The following is an 18,810-nucleotide window of genomic DNA, read 5'->3' as shown; positions in this document are numbered from 1 at the left end:
TATCTGGTTGCCATTACCACAATGCGAGTAATTATCGTCATGTGATAATTTGTGGTAACACATTGAATAAATCTATCAAAATTCATGGCTGGCTGACGATAAACGACAAAGGCTGGGCGGCAAACGAAAAAAATACGTCCCGTCTCCGCGATAGACCAGATGACGGGACGTGATTTTATCGGCCTCGGAGGGAAATGACTATTCAGTGGGAATGATGGGCGCACTGGAAATCGACGGGATCGAGAAACGGAATGTCGGCTCGTTTTGCGGCAGGTGCCGCAGGACGTTGCGTACATACTCGTCGGGCGTGACCGTTCCATCGTCGCAGACTTGGAAGAGGGTGAACTCAGGAGAGCGGGGACGCGGCAATTCGTCGTCAAATCCGGCGACACTTAGGCGTCCGCCTCGCTGACCGGCGCCGGTGTCCAATCCGACTTTGTTCATGTGAATCAGGGGAAGATGATCCGGCTGCGGCGTGTGTCCGAATACGACGATGCGTCCGGGACTGTCGCCATGCCGAATGAAGGGCTGGCGGATCCAGAGGCGTGCATCCAGATCGGGCTCGACTTCAGTGTCCACGCCATAGGGAACGACGCCAGCATGTACGAAATGGAAATGGGTGAATTTGACCGCCGCGTGGGTCGCCCCAAGGAAATCGAGCGCCCAGCGTGGGAATTTCTTACGCCAGTTGGAGTTGCCGCCCAATCCGAAGGAGGCGAGTGTCGCCATTCCGCCGTTCAGCAGCCAGAGCTCCTCGCGTCGCTTGTCGCCGTCACATGAACGCAGCAGCAGGTCTTCATGGTTACCGCGCAGGAACATCGTTCCCGGATGCTGCTTTTTGAACCGCATGAGCCGTCGCAGCACGCCTTCGCTGTCTGGACCGCGGTCGATATAGTCGCCAAGAAAAATCACGGCGTCGTTCGGACGCAGGCGTTCGGTCAGCCGGGTCAGCGCCGGCTCCAGCATATTGAGTTGTCCATGAATATCGCCGACAGCAAATATCATCCGTGCGCGGCTCCGTGTTCTCCGTTCGTCATCGAACCGCGTAAATGAGATTAGTGGCCCTCACCAACTGTATTATTACTCCGAAAGCTAGATAGTGTCAAGTGAGGAGGGAAATTGCGCCTGCGGCGAAGATCTATCCCGTCCCGAAGTCGTTCGGGACGGGATAGAGATGCGAAAAGAAGGAGTTTACGCGCCCCGCTTGGCGAGGATCTTGTCCGGGGCCGCCTTGTAATCGGCGATGAACTCCGCCCATAGAGTATTAACATCCTTGCCGCAATACTCTTTGAACAGGCCGTCATTGTACTTTCCAAATCGGACGGCGTCGTTCAGCTGGGTCACAAGCTTGTCATCGTAGTGGTTCGTGCACCAGCCTAAGAACGTTGCGGTCGTTTGATACGAGTCGTTGTACTTCGATCGTTCGACATTGATGCGCGGATGGAAGTGCTCCGGCTCGAACTTGACCCAGCGAATATAGTCCGCAATACCCTCGACCATCCAGACGGGTTCGTAGGGCGTCGCCTGAATAACGTGAGTCATCTCATGGACGCCCAGGCCGGTATCGTCATCGTGCGCGCGAGCCCACTTCGCATTGACCACCATCTCGCCGTTATCCGTTCCAGCAACCCCGTCGCCGTCACGGTAGAAAACACGGACCATATTTGGCGTGTAAAAGTTGTCGGAGTGCAGGATCTCTGCGGTTTTGGCCCAATAGCTATCCATTTGGGTCTCCATCCGCTTCGCCCAGTCAGCGACGTCGGGCGCTTCGGAGTAATCCACGAAGCCTCGGCCCGGCCCCTGCTTGACGCCCCTGATCTTCGCCGGACTGTCGATCGTAATTTCGCGTACGACCAGGGAGGGGAGTTCTGTGTTCTTATTGAGGCGAATGCGGATCGCTCTCACGATCGCGCCATCCAAATTTGCGGACGCCGCGCCGTTGGCGTTGAAATCCACTGCTTTGCTGAAGGCGATTCCGTTGCCGGATGTTTCGACCATGGCGTTCGTGACGGCGTTTGTGCCGTCCGTGTTGCCCGTGACAATCCGCAGCGATTTCACGGAGATGGGTTTGGAAAACATCACCATAAAGATATCGTTGTCATTCATGTCGTAGACGGATTTAAAATAGCTTTTCTGATCGCCGTCCAGAGCCATTTCCGGGCTGTGCGCCGTAGTGGAAGGCATCGTTGAGTACATCAGCGCCTGCAGGTTGCGCGGCAGCGGCGGAGGTATGGGCGCGGCGCTTGCGGCGCTCATACCAGCCATCAAGAGCAATGCGGGCAGCATGGTCCATGCGGCGCGGCGCGTTGATGTTGTTGAATTCATGGCGTTTCCCCAATGGTGTGAAGTGTTTTCGGGACGCACGCTGGATAGAAGCGGCGCCGGTGGAACTCGGGAAAATTTTTCCCGCCACGGCGTTTGCCGTGACGGGAAACGAGGTGCTAGTTGGCGAGGGTTACCGCGAAAATGCGCACGCTGGGGTTATTGGGCAGCGTGATGCTCTTGACGGTCTTGCCGTGGTCCAGTGCAAATCCGTAGCTATAGATATAGAACGTGCGCGGGTCCTTAGCACCGTCGTAGGTGTTGCGGTACGAGGTTTTGACGGCGCGGGTTTCGCCGGGGTAGCTTCCCGGCTGGAACCAGTCGCTGACATTCTGCACAAGGTTCGCCGTCGTTCCATCGGCGTAGTTGACGGTGAAGCGCTGCGCCATCTGTGTGCCGTCCACGGCGGACGCCAGGATCCAGAGAGACTGATACTGGCCGCCTGGGAGGTTCACGGTCTGGCCCTGGCTAATCACCATGTCTGGCGCATTCGCCGGGCCAAGCTGGAACAGGACGTCTTTCGATTTCTGCGTCGCGCCGAGCAGTTTGGAGGAGTAGGAGGCTCCGCCGCTGTCCGCGCCGTCGGTCTCCGCGAATGTCGCGCCGTCGTTTATGATCCCGACCCCGTTGAAGGCGGAGCCGAGATTCGCCGCAGTGGAGGAGCCCGGCGTTACCGTGGGAAGGACACGCGGGCGATCTGCTTCGGCGACGGGCTTGGTAATAATATTGACCGGATCGGCTTTGTATGCGGCGATGAACTCCGCCCACAGGGTGTCGACATCCTTGCCGGTGTATTCCTTCCACAAGCCGCTATCGTACGTGCCGTAACGGGTCGCGCGGTTCATCTTGGTGACAAGGCCGCTATCGTAGTGCATCTCGCACCAGGCGAGGAAGGTTGCGGTCGTCTGATAGCGATCCGTGTACTTCGCGGTGGCGGGGTTGATGCGCGGGTGAAAGTTCTGCGGCTCGAATTTGACCCAGCGGATATAGTCCGCAGTGCCTTCGATCAGCCAGACGGGGTTGTAAGCCGCCATAGCCTGGATGGCGTGCGCCGTCTCGTGGACCGTCAGGCCGGTGTCATCGGCATGCTCGCGGCACCACTTGCTATTCACGGTCATGACGCCGCCGCCGGTCGCCGCGACATCCGTGACGCCGGGGCCAGTCTTGTAAATGACATTGACCATGTTCGGCGTGATGAAGCCGTCGGTGTAAAGCAGCGCCTGCGTGTCGGCCCAGAAGTTTTCCATCTGTGTTTCGGCGCGCTGCGCCCAGTTCGCCAGATCTGGAGCCTGGGAGATATCCACGAAACCTCGGCCCGGTCCCTGCACGACATGTGAGATCTTAACGGGCGAGTCGATCGTGATCTCGCGAACGAGCAGAGAGGGGACACCCCTGCGATTGTTCAGGCGAATGCGAAGGGCTTCGACGGGCTTGCCGCCGATTTTCGCGGCCGCCACGCCATTGGCGTCAAAGTCCGCCGCCTTGGTGAATGTGACGCCGTCCGGCGAGGTCTCGACGATGCCGTCCGTGACGCCGTCCTGGCTGTCCGCATCGCCGGTGACGATGCGAAGCGACTTCACAGGAATTGGGCGAGACAGAAGCACCAGAAAGGTGTCGCCGTCGCTCATGCCGTAGACGGATTTAAAGTAGCTTTTCTGATCGCCGTCCAGGGCCATCTCCGGACGGTGCGCCGCAGTTGAAGGCATCGTCGAGTAGATGAGCGCCTCTGCGGTTCCGGGCGCGGGCGTGGCGGCCTTGGCGGCGCTTGCGCCGGCCATGACGAGAAGCGCCGGCAGCGTGGCGTACGCGGCGCGGCGCATTGATAATGTCATTGAGTTCATGCTTTCCCCAGTGTGGCGGTGTCCTAGTCACGCGTTTTCGCAGCGGCGTTGAGGAAAAGCGCGCCGTGTTTCCAGTTCCAATCGCTGCAAACGCAAACGATCTGGATCGGACGGCGAACCAGGCGTCTACAGAATATCGCGTCGCCCTCAAATATTCCTCAAACACCGAGCTATTTTAACATGAATACTTTTCGAACTACTCCGGGAGTTCCCTGGTTTTAGGCATGGACGTAATAAACAACCTTGCTTTTTTTGATCAGCTCGACAATCGCCTGTGGAGTGAGGGTCTGAGATTGCTGTTCTTTGTAGATGCTGAGAGTGTTGTGATATGCGGCGTCTTCGGCTTTAGGATGGTCATCGCTGGTGCTGATGGATTGGACGAGACAGTAGCCGAGTACCGTGGTGATTGGCTCCGCCGTGGTTTTGCCTTTGTCCAGCGCCAGTCCCGCCTCCATTACGCCGGTGTCCATATCGTGCATACCCAAGTAGAGGACACCGATGTCCCCATTAGCCGTTTTTGGCTCCATCTCAGAATATTTGTCCGCAAGATCGCCGAAGTCTTTGCCGTTTTTCAGCTGCGCTTGAATGGTTTTGATCAGGGCCAGCGCTTCGATTTTCGTACGAGGCTTGACGCCTGCTACGGTCAAGTTCCCTGGCTGCTGGAATTTGATCAGAATCGCTCGGCAGTGCGCCATTTTCGTGGGCTTTACCTGATCCTGGACGAGTCGGACGCGCTTCATGTCCTGCTGGAAGCTGTCGCGCAGCTCCGCGAGAGTCATATGACGGGCGACCAGTCCGGCGTCAATGGTGTTGGGCGCAATCAGTTTTCGCAGCTTGTCGAGGCGCGCATCCACTTCCGTTTCGGGGACAGCGACGCCGAGCCGTTGACATTCCTGGTTGACGAGGTAGTTCTGCACGAGGATATCGACGACGCGAGGGCCGTTCTCCGCAACGCATTTGGCGGCGACATCCTTCATCGGGATCACGTGTCCGTCCACGGTTGCGGCGGCTTCCGGCATCGGCTTGCCCGCCGCAAGATCACATTCGGAGTCCGTAGCGAAGGTGATATGGGACTTCTCGATCAGGTCCACGACAAACTTGGGTGTGAGGAACTGCGCCTGCTGATCGACGTAGGTATCGTGTGCGGCCTTATAAGCGGCGTCTTCGCCAGCGGGATGATCCGCGCTCGTGCTGATTGCTTGGAGGAGCCAGAAACCGTTGTGCGTTCGCACCTGTTCGGACACTTTGCCCTTGGCGAGCGTCAGCGCGGTATCCGCGACGGCGGGATCGATCTCACGAACGCCGGGATACAGCACCCCAATATCGCCCGCTGCGCTCTTGGGCTCCACTTCGGAGTATTTGGCCGCCATGTCGCCAAACTCTTTGCCCTTGGTCAGTTCAGACTGGATAATGGCGATCAGGGCCCGGGCGTTGGCTTCCGTACGAGCCGTTCCGGCCACAGCCACGGGAGCGCCTTCCGGGGCAAATTTGATGAAAATCGCGCGGCAATGGGCCATCGCAGTGGCGGGGACTTGATCGGCGACGAGACGTCCGCGCTGGATCTTGTTCCGAAACGCCGTCCGCACTTCCGCCATCGTGGAATGGTGCTGGGCGATCACATCGTCTAGGGTTGCTGGGGCGACATTTTTACGCAGCTGCTCCACGGACTTGTCGACTTCGGCTTCTGGGACCACAATGCCTTTCTTTTCACATTCCCGGCCCACAACATAGTTTTGGATCATCTGATCGATGATCGGCGTGCGGTACTTGCGCAGACAGATCGATGTCACATCACGGAGAAGGATCGGATGTCCGTCGACTTCGGCGGCGACGCCTTCTGGTCCGTTTGCGCCGACGAACGATCCCTGGATGTCCGTGGCGAACACGCCTGCGACAGTGGAATGGGGCAGGGGGGCTTCCGCGCCCCGCGCGGAGCCGTCGGCGCAAGCCGCCACGAACGCGACTGCGGCCAATGTGGAAACTACTTTCGTTACTCGACTTACCAGCAAATCTCACCTCTTACATTCGCTTGTAACGCCGCACTCGTTGGAGAGAGCGCAATATTCGACGACGATTACCGTACGGGCAACCTCATGACGATTATTCGTCATGAGGTTGCATTGTGTCAATAGCTTTTTAAGCAATTTCTTCGCGTCTGAGTTGAGAACCAGCACACAGGATTATCTTCGGATGAAGTCCCAGGTCTGCTGGCAGCCGCCGCCGCCCCAGCCCCAGAGCAGGATGCGGGTATTGTTTGCTCCGGAGCAGTTCTGGCCGTCCAGAACATCATGCGCGCCGCCGGCCTTCGTCCCCGCCGTGGCGATGACAAACCGTCCGCCGGACGTTTGCGTGATCTGCCACTGCTGGCACGCAGCGCCGTTGTAATCCCAGAGCTCGACCACGGTTCCGTCGTTCGGGCTGCAGCCGGTGCAGTCCAGGCTGCGGCCGACGCTGCCGTCGGGGTTGATCGTCCGAATCGAATAGTAGCCGTTGTTCAGGTTGGTAACTTGCCACTTCTGATTGTTCGTGCCGGCGTAGGGCCAGAGCTGGATCGGCGTTCCGTTCGTGTTGGCTGCGCCATAACAGTCTAGCGCGTTGCCGGTGGTGGAGGCGGATATTTCGTAGACGCCGTTCTGGATGGCCGGCGCGCCGTTCTGATACTGGCGCACATAGTCCACGTTGAAGTAGGCGGTCCCCGCTGTCGTGCCGTCCGGGTTGCCGGGCCAGTTGCCGCCGACTGCAAGATTGAGCAGCATGTACATCGTCTGGTTGTTAAAGACCCAGTTGCCGCCACCGCCCTGGTTGAACTGGCCGGTGAAGGCGCCGTCGACGTAGAAGGCGCAGTAGCCGGGCTGCCAGTTCACGCCGTAGTTGTGATAGGTGGTCGTGGAGCTGTTGGGCGTGGTCTGCAAGGTCGGATCCCAGCCGGGCATGTGCAGGCTCTGGTGGTTTTCCCACTGGCCGTTGATCTCCTCGGCGACGTCGATCTCGCCGCAGGTGGGCCAGCCGACCGAGCCGATGTTGTTGCCCAGGAACCAGAACGCGGGCCAATAGCCTTTGCCGCCATTTGGGAACTTACAGCGCGTTTCGTAGTAGCCATACGGCCCCATGGAGACTTTGCCGGCGGTCTTCAGACGCGCCGAGTACCAGGTTCCCGCAGAGTTCGTCGCCTTGATCTGCATCGCGGAGCCGTCAGTCCCGGTGCCGTCGTAGACCTCATGCGCGTTGTCCGCGTTGCTGGTGTAGTTTTGCAGCTCGTTGTTGCCCCAGCCGCCGCCGCCGGTATCGTAGTTCCAGTAGACGCCGGCGGGAGTCGCCCCGTTGCGCGCGTCGGAGAACTCATCGGCCCAAACCAGCCCCATACCGCCCGGAGCCTGTGCATGTGATGTTTTGCCGATCCCGAGGACAAGCAGAGTAGACGCCGCCAGCGCCATCATCTTAACGGCGCGTCGATCCATCTTCCGGGAAATACCTGTTTTGCTAAGTTTACAATCTAAGGGGGTGTGCATGCTCCGCGAACTCCTTATCTCTCTTCAACTCTGAAATGTGAGAAAGTGACCGGCGGTTTTTGAACCGGCCATGAATGGATTGAGGCGCGTCTTACACTAGCCATGATTTGCGATCTGAATCGCAATTGTATCTATTAGAACACAAATCAAATTTGCTATCGCTTGTAAGCCCGTATGGCTCAAACCGTCCCCATTATATCAAGGGGTAGGAAGTCTGTCAAGAACAATTATTGCTTTTGCTACATTTTGGTGTAAATAGGGTGCGTATACCTATGTTAGTAATTTATTGATAGTTATTGACATATGAATTTATTTTCAATCGTTAAGCATTTGCCTGGGAAAGCGAACTCGAAAACACGTATCCGTACAATCTCAGAGGATTGAACCAAACACAGAGATGAGACAATGGGATCGTTTGGTCCCATTGTAAGAACGCTGTCTTTACCTTAGGGATCGCAGATCGCCGCTCTCGTTCACGAAAATCTACGTTATAATAAGTAAGCTTCTCTTCGTATTTGTACGGGAGCTTCTGGAGAATACCTACGTCATGCGAATATAGCCCTTCCGCTCCGCTTTCCGTTCCGTCCTGCTGCTTCTCTTTGCCATCGTTTGTTTGGGCGGCGTCTACGGCGCGCCCGCCGGGGCCGCCATCACACTGTCCTCTCTTTCTGTTTCGCCCAGCACTGTCGTCGGCGGATCGGGGTCGATCGGCGCGATTGCGCTGACGGGAGCGGCTCTGGGTTCCGGCGCCTCCGTTGTCGTTTCGAGCAGCAATACGAATATCGCCACGGTTGTATCGCCGGTGGTCGTTGCCTCTGGTACGGCGTCAAGGACATTCGTCGTCACCACGAAGCCCGTGATTGCCACGGCGGTTGTCACGATTACGGCGAGTTACGGCGGAGTGAGTAAGAGCGCGACGTTGACGGTGACGCCGCCGACTTTGTCGACACTCAATATCTCGCCGGTCAGCGTCGTCGGCGGCGCGGGGTCCACCGCGCTGATCCGGCTGACCGGGCTGGCTGCGGCGAACGTCTCGGTGGCCGTCGCAAGCAGCAACACGAACGCCGCCACGGTGACCTCGCCCGTCCTGGTGGCGACCGGCGCATATTCAAAGACGTTCGCCATTACCACCAAGCCGGTCGCGACTGCGACTGTCGTCACCATCACCGCCAGCTATGGCGGAGTGAGCAGGAGCGCGACCCTCACCGTCACACCTCCTGCGCTTTCCAGTTTAGCAGTGACGCCGGTCAGCGTTGTTGGTGGGGCGGCTTCGTCTGGAATCCTCACGCTGAATGGGTTCACCGCCGCGTCCGGCGCCATCGTCGCCGTTACGAGCAGCAATACGAGCGCCGCCACCGTTGCCTCGCCGGTCCTCGTTCCCGGCGGCTCATACTATAAGACGTTCGCCATCACCACGAAGCCGGTCGCGACCGCGACTGTCGTCACAATCACAGCGACTTACGGTGGTATCTCCAAAACCGCGACATTGACCGTGACGGCGCCGCCGGCGGCGCTGTCGGCTTTGACTATCTCTCCCGCCAGCGTCGGCGGCGGCGCTTCTTCCGTCGGGACGATCTCGCTCACGGGAATAACGCCCCCCGCCGGGGCCTCGGTTGCCGTGGCCAGCAGCAACACGAACGTCGCGACTGTCGTCTCACCGGTGGTAGTCGCTTCGGGCACAGTGTCGAAGACATTTTCGATTGTGACCAAGCCCGTGACCGTCGGGACGGTCGTCACTATTTCCGCCACTTACGCCGGCGTCACCAAAACCGCCACACTGACGGTTACGCCCATCGCTCTGGCGTCCGTGACCGCCACTCCGTACATTGTGATCGGTGGAAACTCTTCGGTCGGCGCGGTGAATCTCAATGGCCCCGCGCCCGCCGCAGGCGCGTCAGTGATTGTCACGAGCAGCAACAGCAGTCTGGCGACCGTCGTGTCTCCGGCGCTGATTGCGGCAGGAACAGCCTCCAGGACGTTCACGATTGTGACCAAGCCCGTCAATTCGAGCACCGTGGTCACGATCACCGCCTCCTACAGCGGGGTGACAAAGACCACGACTTTGACCGTGGCGCCGGCCCCGCCGCCTCCGCCGGCATCATCGTCTGTTTCGTACGTGGGGAATATCGTCGCGCCGTCAGATATCAACGCTCAGGCGTCTCTGCTGGCGTGTCAAGTCAATTCCCGAGGCGCATTGTCTGGAACGATGACGGTCGTCGAGCAGAGCGGTCAAACTCATGCGGTCGCAATTGCGGGAACACTGAGCAGCGCGAACGTGATGGTCGTGAAGTATAATACTCTCCATAGCGAAGTCACTTTAATGGGGCAGCTTCAAACGGATACCGAGAAGCAGATCCTCAATGGCGTGCTTCAGGCGATCAACGCTGACGGGAGCCTTGGAAGCAAGGCGTCTGTCAATCTTGGGCTTGCGGCCACGGCTCCGGGGATCCTGGGAACGCACAGTGGAATGCTGAGGGTTGGCGTCACCGGCGCACTGCTGCGTGTGAATGTCGCCGCGAACGCCACCGTGCTCTATCACATGGAAGCGGGCAATGGCGTTGTGACGGACGGCATCGGATATTTGGACAAAAACAATAACCTGTTTGGGACGGGCATATCTCAGGGCGGGGCCGACGCCATGACGATCCACTTCGGGAAAACCTCCAGCGGATACGCGCTTAGTGGATCGTCCTGGACGAGCAGCACGGCCTCGGCGCTGACCGGTCAGGTGAACTAAGGGCGGAACGCGGAGCGGTTCTGGGTCGGTAAAATAGGGACGCCGTGACACGGCGTCCCTATTTTTTACGCGAGCGGCGTTCTTAAGGAATTCAGAAATTTGAAAATACCGCTGAAATTGATCACTCCGCCGGGATTCCAGCACTACGACTGCACGAGCTGCGGCGACTGCTGCCGAGGCCGTTTTGCGATTGTGGTGACGCAGGAAGATCGCGACCGGATCGAGAGCCAGGGCTGGACCGATGAGGATCTCGATCTGGACGGAAAGCCTCTCTTTACCCGTCATGGTGACGGCTTTCAGCTCGCGCATCGTCCCGACGGCGCATGCGTCTTCCTGGAAAATAACCTCTGCCGCATCCACGCAAAATACGGGGAGCCGGCCAAGCCCGTGGCGTGCCGCATGTATCCCTTCGTTCTGGTTCCGCTTGGCGACGACGTACGCGTGGACGTGCGATACGACTGCCCCGCCACCGCGAAAAATCTGGGCCGTCCCATCGCCGATCATCGCAAGGACTTGCAGAAACTCGTCAAACCGGCGCTGCCCGAGAACGCCGCCGAGCTACCGCCGCCGCCGCTTTACGGCCGCGTGAAGCTCACCTGGGCGCAGCTCTCCCGCGTCACCGAGACCTTCGAGCGCGTTCTGCTGGACGTTTCGCTGGACATCACCCGCAGGATCACCGCCTGCGTCAATCTCGCCGCCGTGCTGCGCCACCCACGCATCGCCACGCTGGAAGGGGAAGAGTTCGACGAGTATCTGGAAGACGTCGCCGCCGAGGTCCAGTCCACCGCCGCGATCGACACGCTGCGCCGCAAGTCGCCGTCCGGCCCGGAGCACGTCGCCTTTCGGCAGCTAGCCGGCCTGTACAGCCGCTACGACCGGGTGGGGGAGAAAGCGCATCTGACAAAGCGCCTCAGCGTCTCCCTCGCCATGCTCAGCGGCAAAGGCGCTGTCCCCCAACTGCGCGACAACTTCCCCGAAATCACCTTCGATCAAATGGAGACCGAAACCGGCGTTCCCACTCCCGAAGCCGCCCAGGTCCTGGAGCGCTACCTGCACACCCATCTCTCCAGCATGGGCTTCTTCGGCCCATCCTTCTACGGCCGAAACTACCTCGACGGCGTTAACTCCCTCCTGCTTACCTATCCCCTCATTTGCTGGTTCGCCCGCGCCTACGCCGCCAGCGAAGGCCTCACCGCCCCCAACGCCTCCTGCATCGAACGCGCCCTGATGATCGTCGACCACCAGCACGGCGTCACGCCCCTGTTGGATATCCCAACCGAGCGCTTCCGCACCAACATGCTGACGGACCGAAGCGCCCTGCGGACGCTGGTGATTTGGTATGGGAGTTAAAGCCGTTTGAAACCAAGCGGACTATGGTAAAATAGTGTTCTGGATACACTTATTATGAGGAGCCGAAAATGCCTGAAACGCTTGTCGATGCTTGGCGTCATATCATCGTGGGAGAGAAGAAGTCGTGGGTGCTCTTTGAACATGGGACGTGCGTGATTTTGATGAAGCCGGAAGCCGATCTGGCGGCGCAGGCGACGGTAATCATGCGCGAGTGGGGGCCGGTCTTCCCCGGATCTCCCGCCGGAGATTTCACGGTCGTTACGCTCACTGAATATCCCAGTAATCAGCGCATGTTTCGTATCCAGCGACCCATAATTCCAAATTGGCGTCGCAGCTCGTGACCGAAGATCAGAATGGGCGTGTATGTCCCGATGGCAATTAGCATCATTGGAACGAGCCAGTTGCCTTTCCAATGATGGTCAATATGAGCGATCAGCACAACGGAGGCGTAGATGCAGTACCACAGGGCGATACTGACATACATCTGGGCATATTTGCGTACGTACCATCCGTCATGGGCATTGGAAACGGGCGTGCTATGGAAGTTCTTCAAAATGCATAGCGGAATGAGCGCGCTCATGAACGCACTAAGAAAGGTGAGGGTATCTGGTGGATGCTGTGGAATGGACAGCAGCAGCCCGATGCAGCCGAGGACGATCGGCAGCCGATGCGCTCCCGAGACTGGCCGGTACTCATCATGAGATTGGTTAGGCGCACTGGCGCCTTTGATCCAATTGTGTTCCTCGTCGACAAACCACACTTGACGATCTTCGCCAAATGGATCGAAATTTTCGGCGAGGTTTTTGAAGCGTATCCGCTCGGTTTCGAATACCGGGTCTGATCCCGCTCGCCGCAGGGTGGGAGCGTGGGCAAAATCGATGTCGATGGCAAGCGTGAGCCGTGATTTCTCTTCATCCTGAAACCAGCAGGCCGCGATGTCCGGCGAGTCGCGCAGAATGACGAACTCATCCTCGTCGTCTTCCGTTTGCGTCCCATCATAGCCCGGAAGCGCCCAGCGGGGCGTCTGATGCTCTTTCCAGACAATGTCGATCTTTTGATCGCCAAGCGTCCAATCAAACTCGTCCACGAATGTTCCGCGGTCATCACTGCCGCAGTAGTAGAAGTAGAGTCCTCGACCATCCCGGCAGATCACGATGGTTGTTTCTTGTGTCGGAAACTCCGATCCGTTCCAAATGCCGATAAGTTCTTCCCGTATCGGAGTTTCGTTCATCAATAACGCAGTGCTTTCATTCGCCTATTATACTCTATCGAAAGCAGACAGGCCTTGTCCAACAGAGTTGAACAAGGCCTGTGATGTGAGTGCTTCTGCGATGAGCAGAACCGATTAAGCTTCGCGGCGCGCGGCGTTTGCGGCGGAGGATCCCGCCGTTGCTTTGGACAATTCGTTCATGATCTTGGCGTATTGGAGCGTCAGCGCGCCGTCTTCGATGTTCTCCACCAGCCATCGCCCATTTTCAAGGACGAGTGTCCAGACGGATTCCACATCGTCATATCCGGGCTTTCCCTGGACGACTTTGCCGCTCACTCTCTCGGCGAGGTAATCTTCCATATTGGCGTCGATGCCCACGACAATCCGTGTGCCGTTCGCCGTACCGTCCTCGTTTTTGTATTTCAGGTAGAGCGGCCGGATTTTCTTGAGGGATTTGACGCGGCAGTGATTGATCAGGCCGTCACGCTCCCACTGTTCCAAGTGCGCGATCTGCTGATTCTGCCAGTACCAGTGCGTCATCCAATCCGACGCTTCCTGCATATCTTCTTTGCGCCAGGCGGCGTGCACGCGGGTGAAAACCTCCGTCACGCGGTTCTTCACGGCAAACCAATCCATCTCCGGGTGCTGCGTGGCCAGAGACGCGAGGGCCTTGCGCGTGCTTTTCTCCGCACGAGATTCCTGCACCATCACGGAGATGATCAGCGGCAGGAAGATAATCGTGAGGACTACCAGGAGAATCTTTCCCGGAACGGTTCGGAAAATGGCGGAAGCAATACGGCCCCCAGGAGCCGCCATCGCGGGATCGGGAAAGAGCAAAAGTACGCCCACGATCAGGGCGGCGGTAAACAAGAAGTATAGAGTTCGCTTACTCATGATGGGCCTCCAGGGATTCGTCAAGAGAAATGTGGGGAGAGGGCAGATTCCTCATATGTGACAGTCTGTTCCGCGCCCTGACTGGAATCTCCTGCATCCGCCAGAGCCTTGTCCAGGCAAGCTTTCATCGCCACTGCGACTTTGGACACATAGGGCTCGCCGAGCAGGTGATGTGGACCGTCGAACTCAAAAATTTCCACGTGGGCGACCTGCGCCCATTTGTCCACATGGATGCGCTTTTGCCCAGGCTGTTCGATGCGGGATGCAAGAAAATAGCAAAGCGAGCCGGAGAACGGTTTCGGTTTGTAGGATCGGGCGAGCACCTCGTTGACGCCTTCCATGTATTTCATGCGTATCGAACGGCTGGCGAGGGGCGCGATCGCCAAATAAGTCTGGCAGCGCACCCTTCGGAAGATATGCCTGAGAGTCTCTTTTGCTCGTACACGCTTTGCCGGGATCGTCGATCGCTCGGCTTTCGGATAGTAAGTGTCGATCATCCCGACGAACGCCGCCCGCTCGCCCGATTGGTGGATCCGGTGCGCCATCTCATAGGCCACCAATCCCCCCATGGAAAAGCCGCACAGATAATACGGGCCCTCAGGCTGTACGGTTTTTATCTCCGCCAAATACTGCTGCGCCATCGCTTCAATGGATACGTTCGGCGTTTCACGACCGTCTATTCCTCGGCACTCCAGGACATACAGAGGCTGATCGTCGCCGAGGTGGTGAGATAACTTCAAAAACTCCACGGCTGCGCCGTAACTTCCGTACATGCAGAAAAGCGGTGGCTGTCCTCCGCTGCGCTGGATGGGCGATGGCGACCGCCGACGCCATTCCTTCGCCGCAGCTTCCATGGCGGCGCTAAGAGCACGCACGGTTGGAGAAAGCAGAATGTCGGAAATGGGAACCTGCCGACCCAGCACATCTTCAATACGCCCGGAAAGGCGGGCGGCGAGCAGCGAGTGACCGCCCAATTCGAAGAAATTGTCCTCCACGCTGACAGGGGCAATTCCCAGGACTTCTTCGACGAGGGCGGCCAGAGCAGTTTCCAATTCGCCGCTCGGCGAAACGAACTCTTCCGGAGAAACCGTTCGGATCGGCGACGGAGGTGGGAGCCCGCGGCGGTCCAGCTTACCGTTGAGCGTGAGCGGCAGCGCCCGAAGAAACTCAAATCGCGCGGGGATCTCATGCTCCGGCAGCGTCTTGGCCAACTGGATCCGCAGATCACGAATGGACGGCGCCTGGCCAGGTTTCATGACCAGATAGGCGACCAGGATCTTGCCCTCATCCGCGCCGTGCGTCGTGACCACCGCTTCCAGCACTCCGTCCAGGCGCGTCAGCGCGGTCTCGACCTCCGCGACTTCGACCCGGTATCCACGAATCTTGACCTGAAAGTCTTTTCTTCCCAGATGGACCAGCAGCCCGTCTGGACGGAACCGGCCCAGATCGCCGGTTAGATAAATGCGCTCTTCAGCGCCGTCTTCGTCTGGCAGAAACGCGGCCGCCGTCAGATCCGGTTTTCGCCAATAGCCGGGAGAAAGGTGGCGGCTTCGAACGGCGATCTCGCCAATTGATCCCGGGGCGACTTCACGCCTGTTTTCGTCCAGCAGTAGGACATCTTTGCCGGGGATGGGATATCCGACTGGCGCGACACTTTCGTCGATTTCCGTATCCTTGGTGATAAAGTACTGCGTGACAGTCCTGGTTTCCGTGGTTCCCAGCGCATTCTGCATGATGCAGGAAGACGCGAAGTGGCGTTTGTAGAGATCGACATCCCGCTTATAAACCGGCTCGCTTCCCGGAGCGAGCATACGCAACTTGGGAAATCCTTCTCCTTCGGGCAGGATGCGGCAAAGCTCGCGAAAGGTGGCCACATTGATGTCGAGGATCGAAATCTCCTCGTGTTCCAGCCATCTCGCCAGTCGCGAGAACCCTTCCATGCGGAAATCGAATGGGAGCACTGCGGCGCCGCTGAGGTGCGCTCCAAAGATATGGCAGACCGAGGCGCTCGAACACGCCGCAAACAGAAGACCGTAGCGGTCGGCGACACTGATCGCCAGGTCCTGGCTCTGCCGGCGAATATCGAACAGCACGTTGCGATGAGTTTGAAGCACACCCTTCGGCTCACCAGATGATCCGGAGGTATAAATGATATACGCTGGCGCATCGCTCGGAATCGTGATGGCGGGGTTGGTTGTTGGATACGCGCCAACACTCTCAATCTCCAAGACTGCTTGACCGGCGCGGCTGTACTCGCGCGCCGCGACGGCGTTTGCTGTGTTGGTTAACAGCAGCGTACCGCCGGCGTCTTCCAGAATACGGGAGTTTCTCGCCACTGGATAAGAAGGATCGAGCGGCACATAAATATTGCCGCTCTTCAAAACGCCCCAGATCGCCGCGATGGCGTCCGCCCCCTGTTCGAACAGCAGCGCCACCGGCTGATGCGGCTCGCGACCGTGCGACAGGATCGCATGAGCGATTGCATTTGACTTTCGATTCAGCTCGCCATATGTCAGAAGCCCAGCGCCAGTTTTGATTGCGATCCGATCGGCGCATTGGTGTGCAATCATCTCAAATCTCTGACAGAGCGATCCTTCGATTTCCGACTTGTCAAACGGGATCGCCGGATCCTCGCCGGATTTAGGAAGACGCAAAAGTGATGGTGTGGCGCCAATCATAAAACTCTCGCCTTTCCCCTACCAAGCATTTTCTATGGTAACTTCAGATAATTCAATTTCTTCACCCCGTACTGCAGCTCCGCGCTTCGCATCAGAACCAGAGATGCAATACGATCGGCGGCATCGCCAAAGACGGGTTTCGGCTGATAGTTGTTCACGAGAACGCCGCTCGTGTTTTCCACGTGGCTGGAAGTCGTGAGGCAAGGGACGATCGATGCATCCGTAACCGCCATATTCCCGTCCAAGGCGCGGAATCGAAGTCGGAAGATAAAGGTCTCGGGATAGCGAGCATGAGAATTTCCGCCGAAGGCAAAGTTGCCAAGACTATACGCGATGTATTTCCCACGGTACCGCTCGATCCCCTGCACGACGTGAGGATGATGTCCGACGACGGCGTCCGCGCCGGCGTCAATAAACTGCCTGCCCAAGTCCTGCTGCCACGTTCTGGGAACGGTATCGAGTTCGCTGCCCCAGTGCATCACAACAATCACGATATTGTCCGGCTTCTTATAGTGCTTGATTTCGCCAATTACCCGCTCCGGCGCATCGCCGATTACGGTAGTGTTCTCGCCAACCACCGTGCAATCGCCAATTAGCACCGTCTCCACTCCCTTGATGGTCGTGACGTAAGGGGTATTCTGGTAGAACTCAGGCACGCGTGCTTTCTGGAAGTTGGCGACGGTATCGTCGAATCCCGCCTGGAGATAGTCGAAGGAATGGTTGTTCGATAGTCCTACGGCTTCCACCGAGCCGGCGGGAAAGATCTCGGCGTAAGGGGAGGGGCCTTTGAACTTCCATTGCTTGTCGGCGGTTCGGGATGCGTCCGTCAGCGTGCATTCGAAGTTGACGACGGTCAGGTCATCGTTCACGAACCAGGGGCTCACGAGAGCAAAGGGATAATTTTTCTCCCCTGAGCGCTCGTACACCGCCGGAAAGCGAAACGCGCTGTTATCGCCGTTGACCGTTCCAAACGTGCAGTCGCCGGCGAAGGAGAGCACGATCTCGTCGGGTTTGCGCTGCGCTCTCATCTCGCAGGCCGCCGCCGCCCGGTTGACGAGGCTGATGGAAATATCGGAGAAGTTTGGCTGGGACCTCGTCGAGGCGCTGCCGAGCTCCGAACGGCGCGCGAGAATACTTTCCAGCAGGTCAGAAAGATCTCTGGCGAACGGCTGATGCGTGGCGCCAAGACTGCCGATGAGGTCTCTGGTATCTGCGACAGCGACTTCGGATGCGCCAGTCTCACAGAGAGCGCTTAAGCAGCGGACAGTCTTTTCGGTCGCTTCGCTTTTACTGAGAATACTGGTGTTAGTGTTGTCTTCTATCGCAGAGGGCGGGGAAGCGGCGACAGGTCGATGGGAGATTCGAGTTTTATTGCGGGCGGGCCACAATAAAACCGCAGCGATGGAAATCATCGCTGCGATGAGTATGACAACGAGGCCGGCAAGTCGTTTACGTCTGTCCATTCGGAATTTCTACGGTAATCCTAGTTCTTTTTTGAGCAGGTTTTCCAGCAAAGATGCGCCGACCTTGGTAGCCAATTCCAGCGCCCACTTTCCGCAAGCCTTCAGGCTTGTGATCGCTTTCTCTTTGTCCCCTGCACTTGCCGCCGCCTCCGCTTCCGCGATTTTTCCGGCCGCGATCGCGTCGCCAGGCGCACCGGTTTTCATTGCCTCCGCCATGGCTTCTTGACGGATCAATGAAAGCTGCTGGGTTAAAGCAGCAAGGTCAACATCGTCGATTGCTGAATTTGAGTTCATGGTAAAGTCGTGGGCTACGGCATTGTCTCCCACCGCGCCCTGCTGCCCGCCGGAAATCACGTATTTGTCCGCCATTGTTTTCCCTCGCTCATTTCAAGTTGACGATCCAGAGTGCTGGTTAGTGATCGGATGTCTCTTCAAAATCATGTGCTTGCGCATTGTCGCCTACCGCGCCTTGCTGCCCGCCGGAGACGATATATTTTGAGCTATTGATATAAAGCTCCGCAATATCGATCTTCGGCTGTGGCGACGAACCTTTGTCAACACTTCCGGAGCTGGCGCTGATTGATTTTAAATGGTACGTTTCGTAAGGATGACCGTATGTCTGTCCCAATTGCTTGAGAACATGGTTGAAAGGTCCTTCGAATTCGATCCCGAGGTCTTTGGCCGCCTCAAGCGCGGTTTCATTGACAATGATTCGGACTCCGTCACGCGCATTTTTCTGCAGGGAATGGACCAAGTTTACGGGCGTGCCGATTGCGGTGTAGTCTCGGACATTCATGGCGCCAATG

The 18,810-nt window shown here is 58.0% G+C and carries 14 protein-coding genes; 3 read left to right on the top strand and 11 right to left on the bottom strand.

Annotation, left to right across the window (positions count from 1 at the left end):
- Positions 1 to 198: 198 nt before the first annotated feature.
- The 5 genes from ABIZ35_RS22245 to ABIZ35_RS22225 all read right to left on the bottom strand — a co-directional run bounded on the left by ABIZ35_RS22245 (position 199) and on the right by ABIZ35_RS22225 (position 7,621).
- Positions 199 to 1,005: a metallophosphoesterase family protein gene (locus tag ABIZ35_RS22245; protein WP_348222125.1), complete on the bottom strand. Its 807-nt coding sequence runs from the start codon at positions 1,003 to 1,005 to the stop codon at positions 199 to 201.
- 186 nt (positions 1,006 to 1,191) lie between these two features.
- Entirely contained in the window at positions 1,192 to 2,325 is a 1,134-nt protein-coding gene (locus ABIZ35_RS22240) for a basic secretory protein-like protein (RefSeq protein WP_348222124.1), read from the bottom strand.
- A gap of 116 nt (positions 2,326 to 2,441) precedes the next feature.
- Entirely contained in the window at positions 2,442 to 4,154 is a 1,713-nt protein-coding gene (locus ABIZ35_RS22235) for a basic secretory protein-like protein (protein ID WP_348222123.1), read from the bottom strand.
- A gap of 227 nt (positions 4,155 to 4,381) precedes the next feature.
- Positions 4,382 to 6,172: a peptidylprolyl isomerase gene (locus ABIZ35_RS22230; RefSeq protein WP_348222122.1), complete on the bottom strand. Its 1,791-nt coding sequence runs from the start codon at positions 6,170 to 6,172 to the stop codon at positions 4,382 to 4,384.
- A gap of 171 nt (positions 6,173 to 6,343) precedes the next feature.
- The gene (locus ABIZ35_RS22225) at positions 6,344 to 7,621 is read right to left on the bottom strand and encodes a family 16 glycosylhydrolase (protein WP_348222121.1); all 1,278 of its coding nucleotides are present in this window, start codon (positions 7,619 to 7,621) and stop codon (positions 6,344 to 6,346) included.
- A gap of 664 nt (positions 7,622 to 8,285) precedes the next feature.
- On the opposite strand from ABIZ35_RS22225, the gene ABIZ35_RS22220 reads away from it, so the two are divergent.
- The 3 genes from ABIZ35_RS22220 (at position 8,286) to ABIZ35_RS22210 (ending at position 12,100) form a co-directional block, all read left to right on the top strand.
- Positions 8,286 to 10,409, top strand: coding sequence for a hypothetical protein (locus ABIZ35_RS22220; protein WP_348222120.1), 2,124 nt, complete (start codon positions 8,286 to 8,288; stop codon positions 10,407 to 10,409).
- A gap of 99 nt (positions 10,410 to 10,508) precedes the next feature.
- Entirely contained in the window at positions 10,509 to 11,759 is a 1,251-nt protein-coding gene (locus tag ABIZ35_RS22215) for a YkgJ family cysteine cluster protein (RefSeq protein ID WP_348222119.1), read from the top strand.
- Between the two features lie 68 nt (positions 11,760 to 11,827).
- Positions 11,828 to 12,100 carry a hypothetical protein gene (locus ABIZ35_RS22210; protein WP_348222118.1) on the top strand — a complete coding sequence of 91 codons (273 nt, stop codon included), beginning with the start codon at positions 11,828 to 11,830 and terminating at the stop codon, positions 12,098 to 12,100.
- On the opposite strand, the gene ABIZ35_RS22205 is transcribed toward ABIZ35_RS22210, so the two are convergent.
- From ABIZ35_RS22205 to ABIZ35_RS22180, 6 genes are all read right to left on the bottom strand, one after another.
- Positions 12,043 to 12,990 carry a hypothetical protein gene (locus ABIZ35_RS22205; protein WP_348222117.1) on the bottom strand — a complete coding sequence of 316 codons (948 nt, stop codon included), beginning with the start codon at positions 12,988 to 12,990 and terminating at the stop codon, positions 12,043 to 12,045. The two genes, ABIZ35_RS22210 and ABIZ35_RS22205, sit on opposite strands and share 58 nt — an antisense overlap.
- Before the next feature lie 114 nt (positions 12,991 to 13,104).
- Positions 13,105 to 13,863: a Tim44 domain-containing protein gene (locus ABIZ35_RS22200; protein WP_348222116.1), complete on the bottom strand. Its 759-nt coding sequence runs from the start codon at positions 13,861 to 13,863 to the stop codon at positions 13,105 to 13,107.
- A gap of 20 nt (positions 13,864 to 13,883) precedes the next feature.
- On the bottom strand, positions 13,884 to 16,541 hold the full coding sequence (locus ABIZ35_RS22195; RefSeq protein ID WP_348222115.1) for an amino acid adenylation domain-containing protein: 2,658 nt from the start codon (positions 16,539 to 16,541) through the stop codon (positions 13,884 to 13,886).
- 32 nt (positions 16,542 to 16,573) lie between these two features.
- Complete coding sequence (locus tag ABIZ35_RS22190) at positions 16,574 to 18,004, bottom strand: CapA family protein (RefSeq protein ID WP_348222114.1); 1,431 nt, start codon at positions 18,002 to 18,004, stop codon at positions 16,574 to 16,576.
- A gap of 9 nt (positions 18,005 to 18,013) precedes the next feature.
- Entirely contained in the window at positions 18,014 to 18,373 is a 360-nt protein-coding gene (locus ABIZ35_RS22185) for a hypothetical protein (protein ID WP_348222113.1), read from the bottom strand.
- Positions 18,374 to 18,416: 43 nt separating this feature from the next.
- Positions 18,417 to 18,810: hypothetical protein (locus ABIZ35_RS22180; RefSeq protein ID WP_348222112.1), on the bottom strand; the 394-nt coding region annotated here is incomplete at its 5' end.

Origin of the sequence: Capsulimonas sp., assembly GCF_039929585.1 — a bacterium.
Taxonomy (GTDB): domain Bacteria; phylum Armatimonadota; class Armatimonadia; order Armatimonadales; family Capsulimonadaceae; genus Capsulimonas.
The sequence above is the reverse complement of the archived record's forward strand: the minus strand, read 5'-3'. Positions and strand labels throughout refer to the sequence as shown.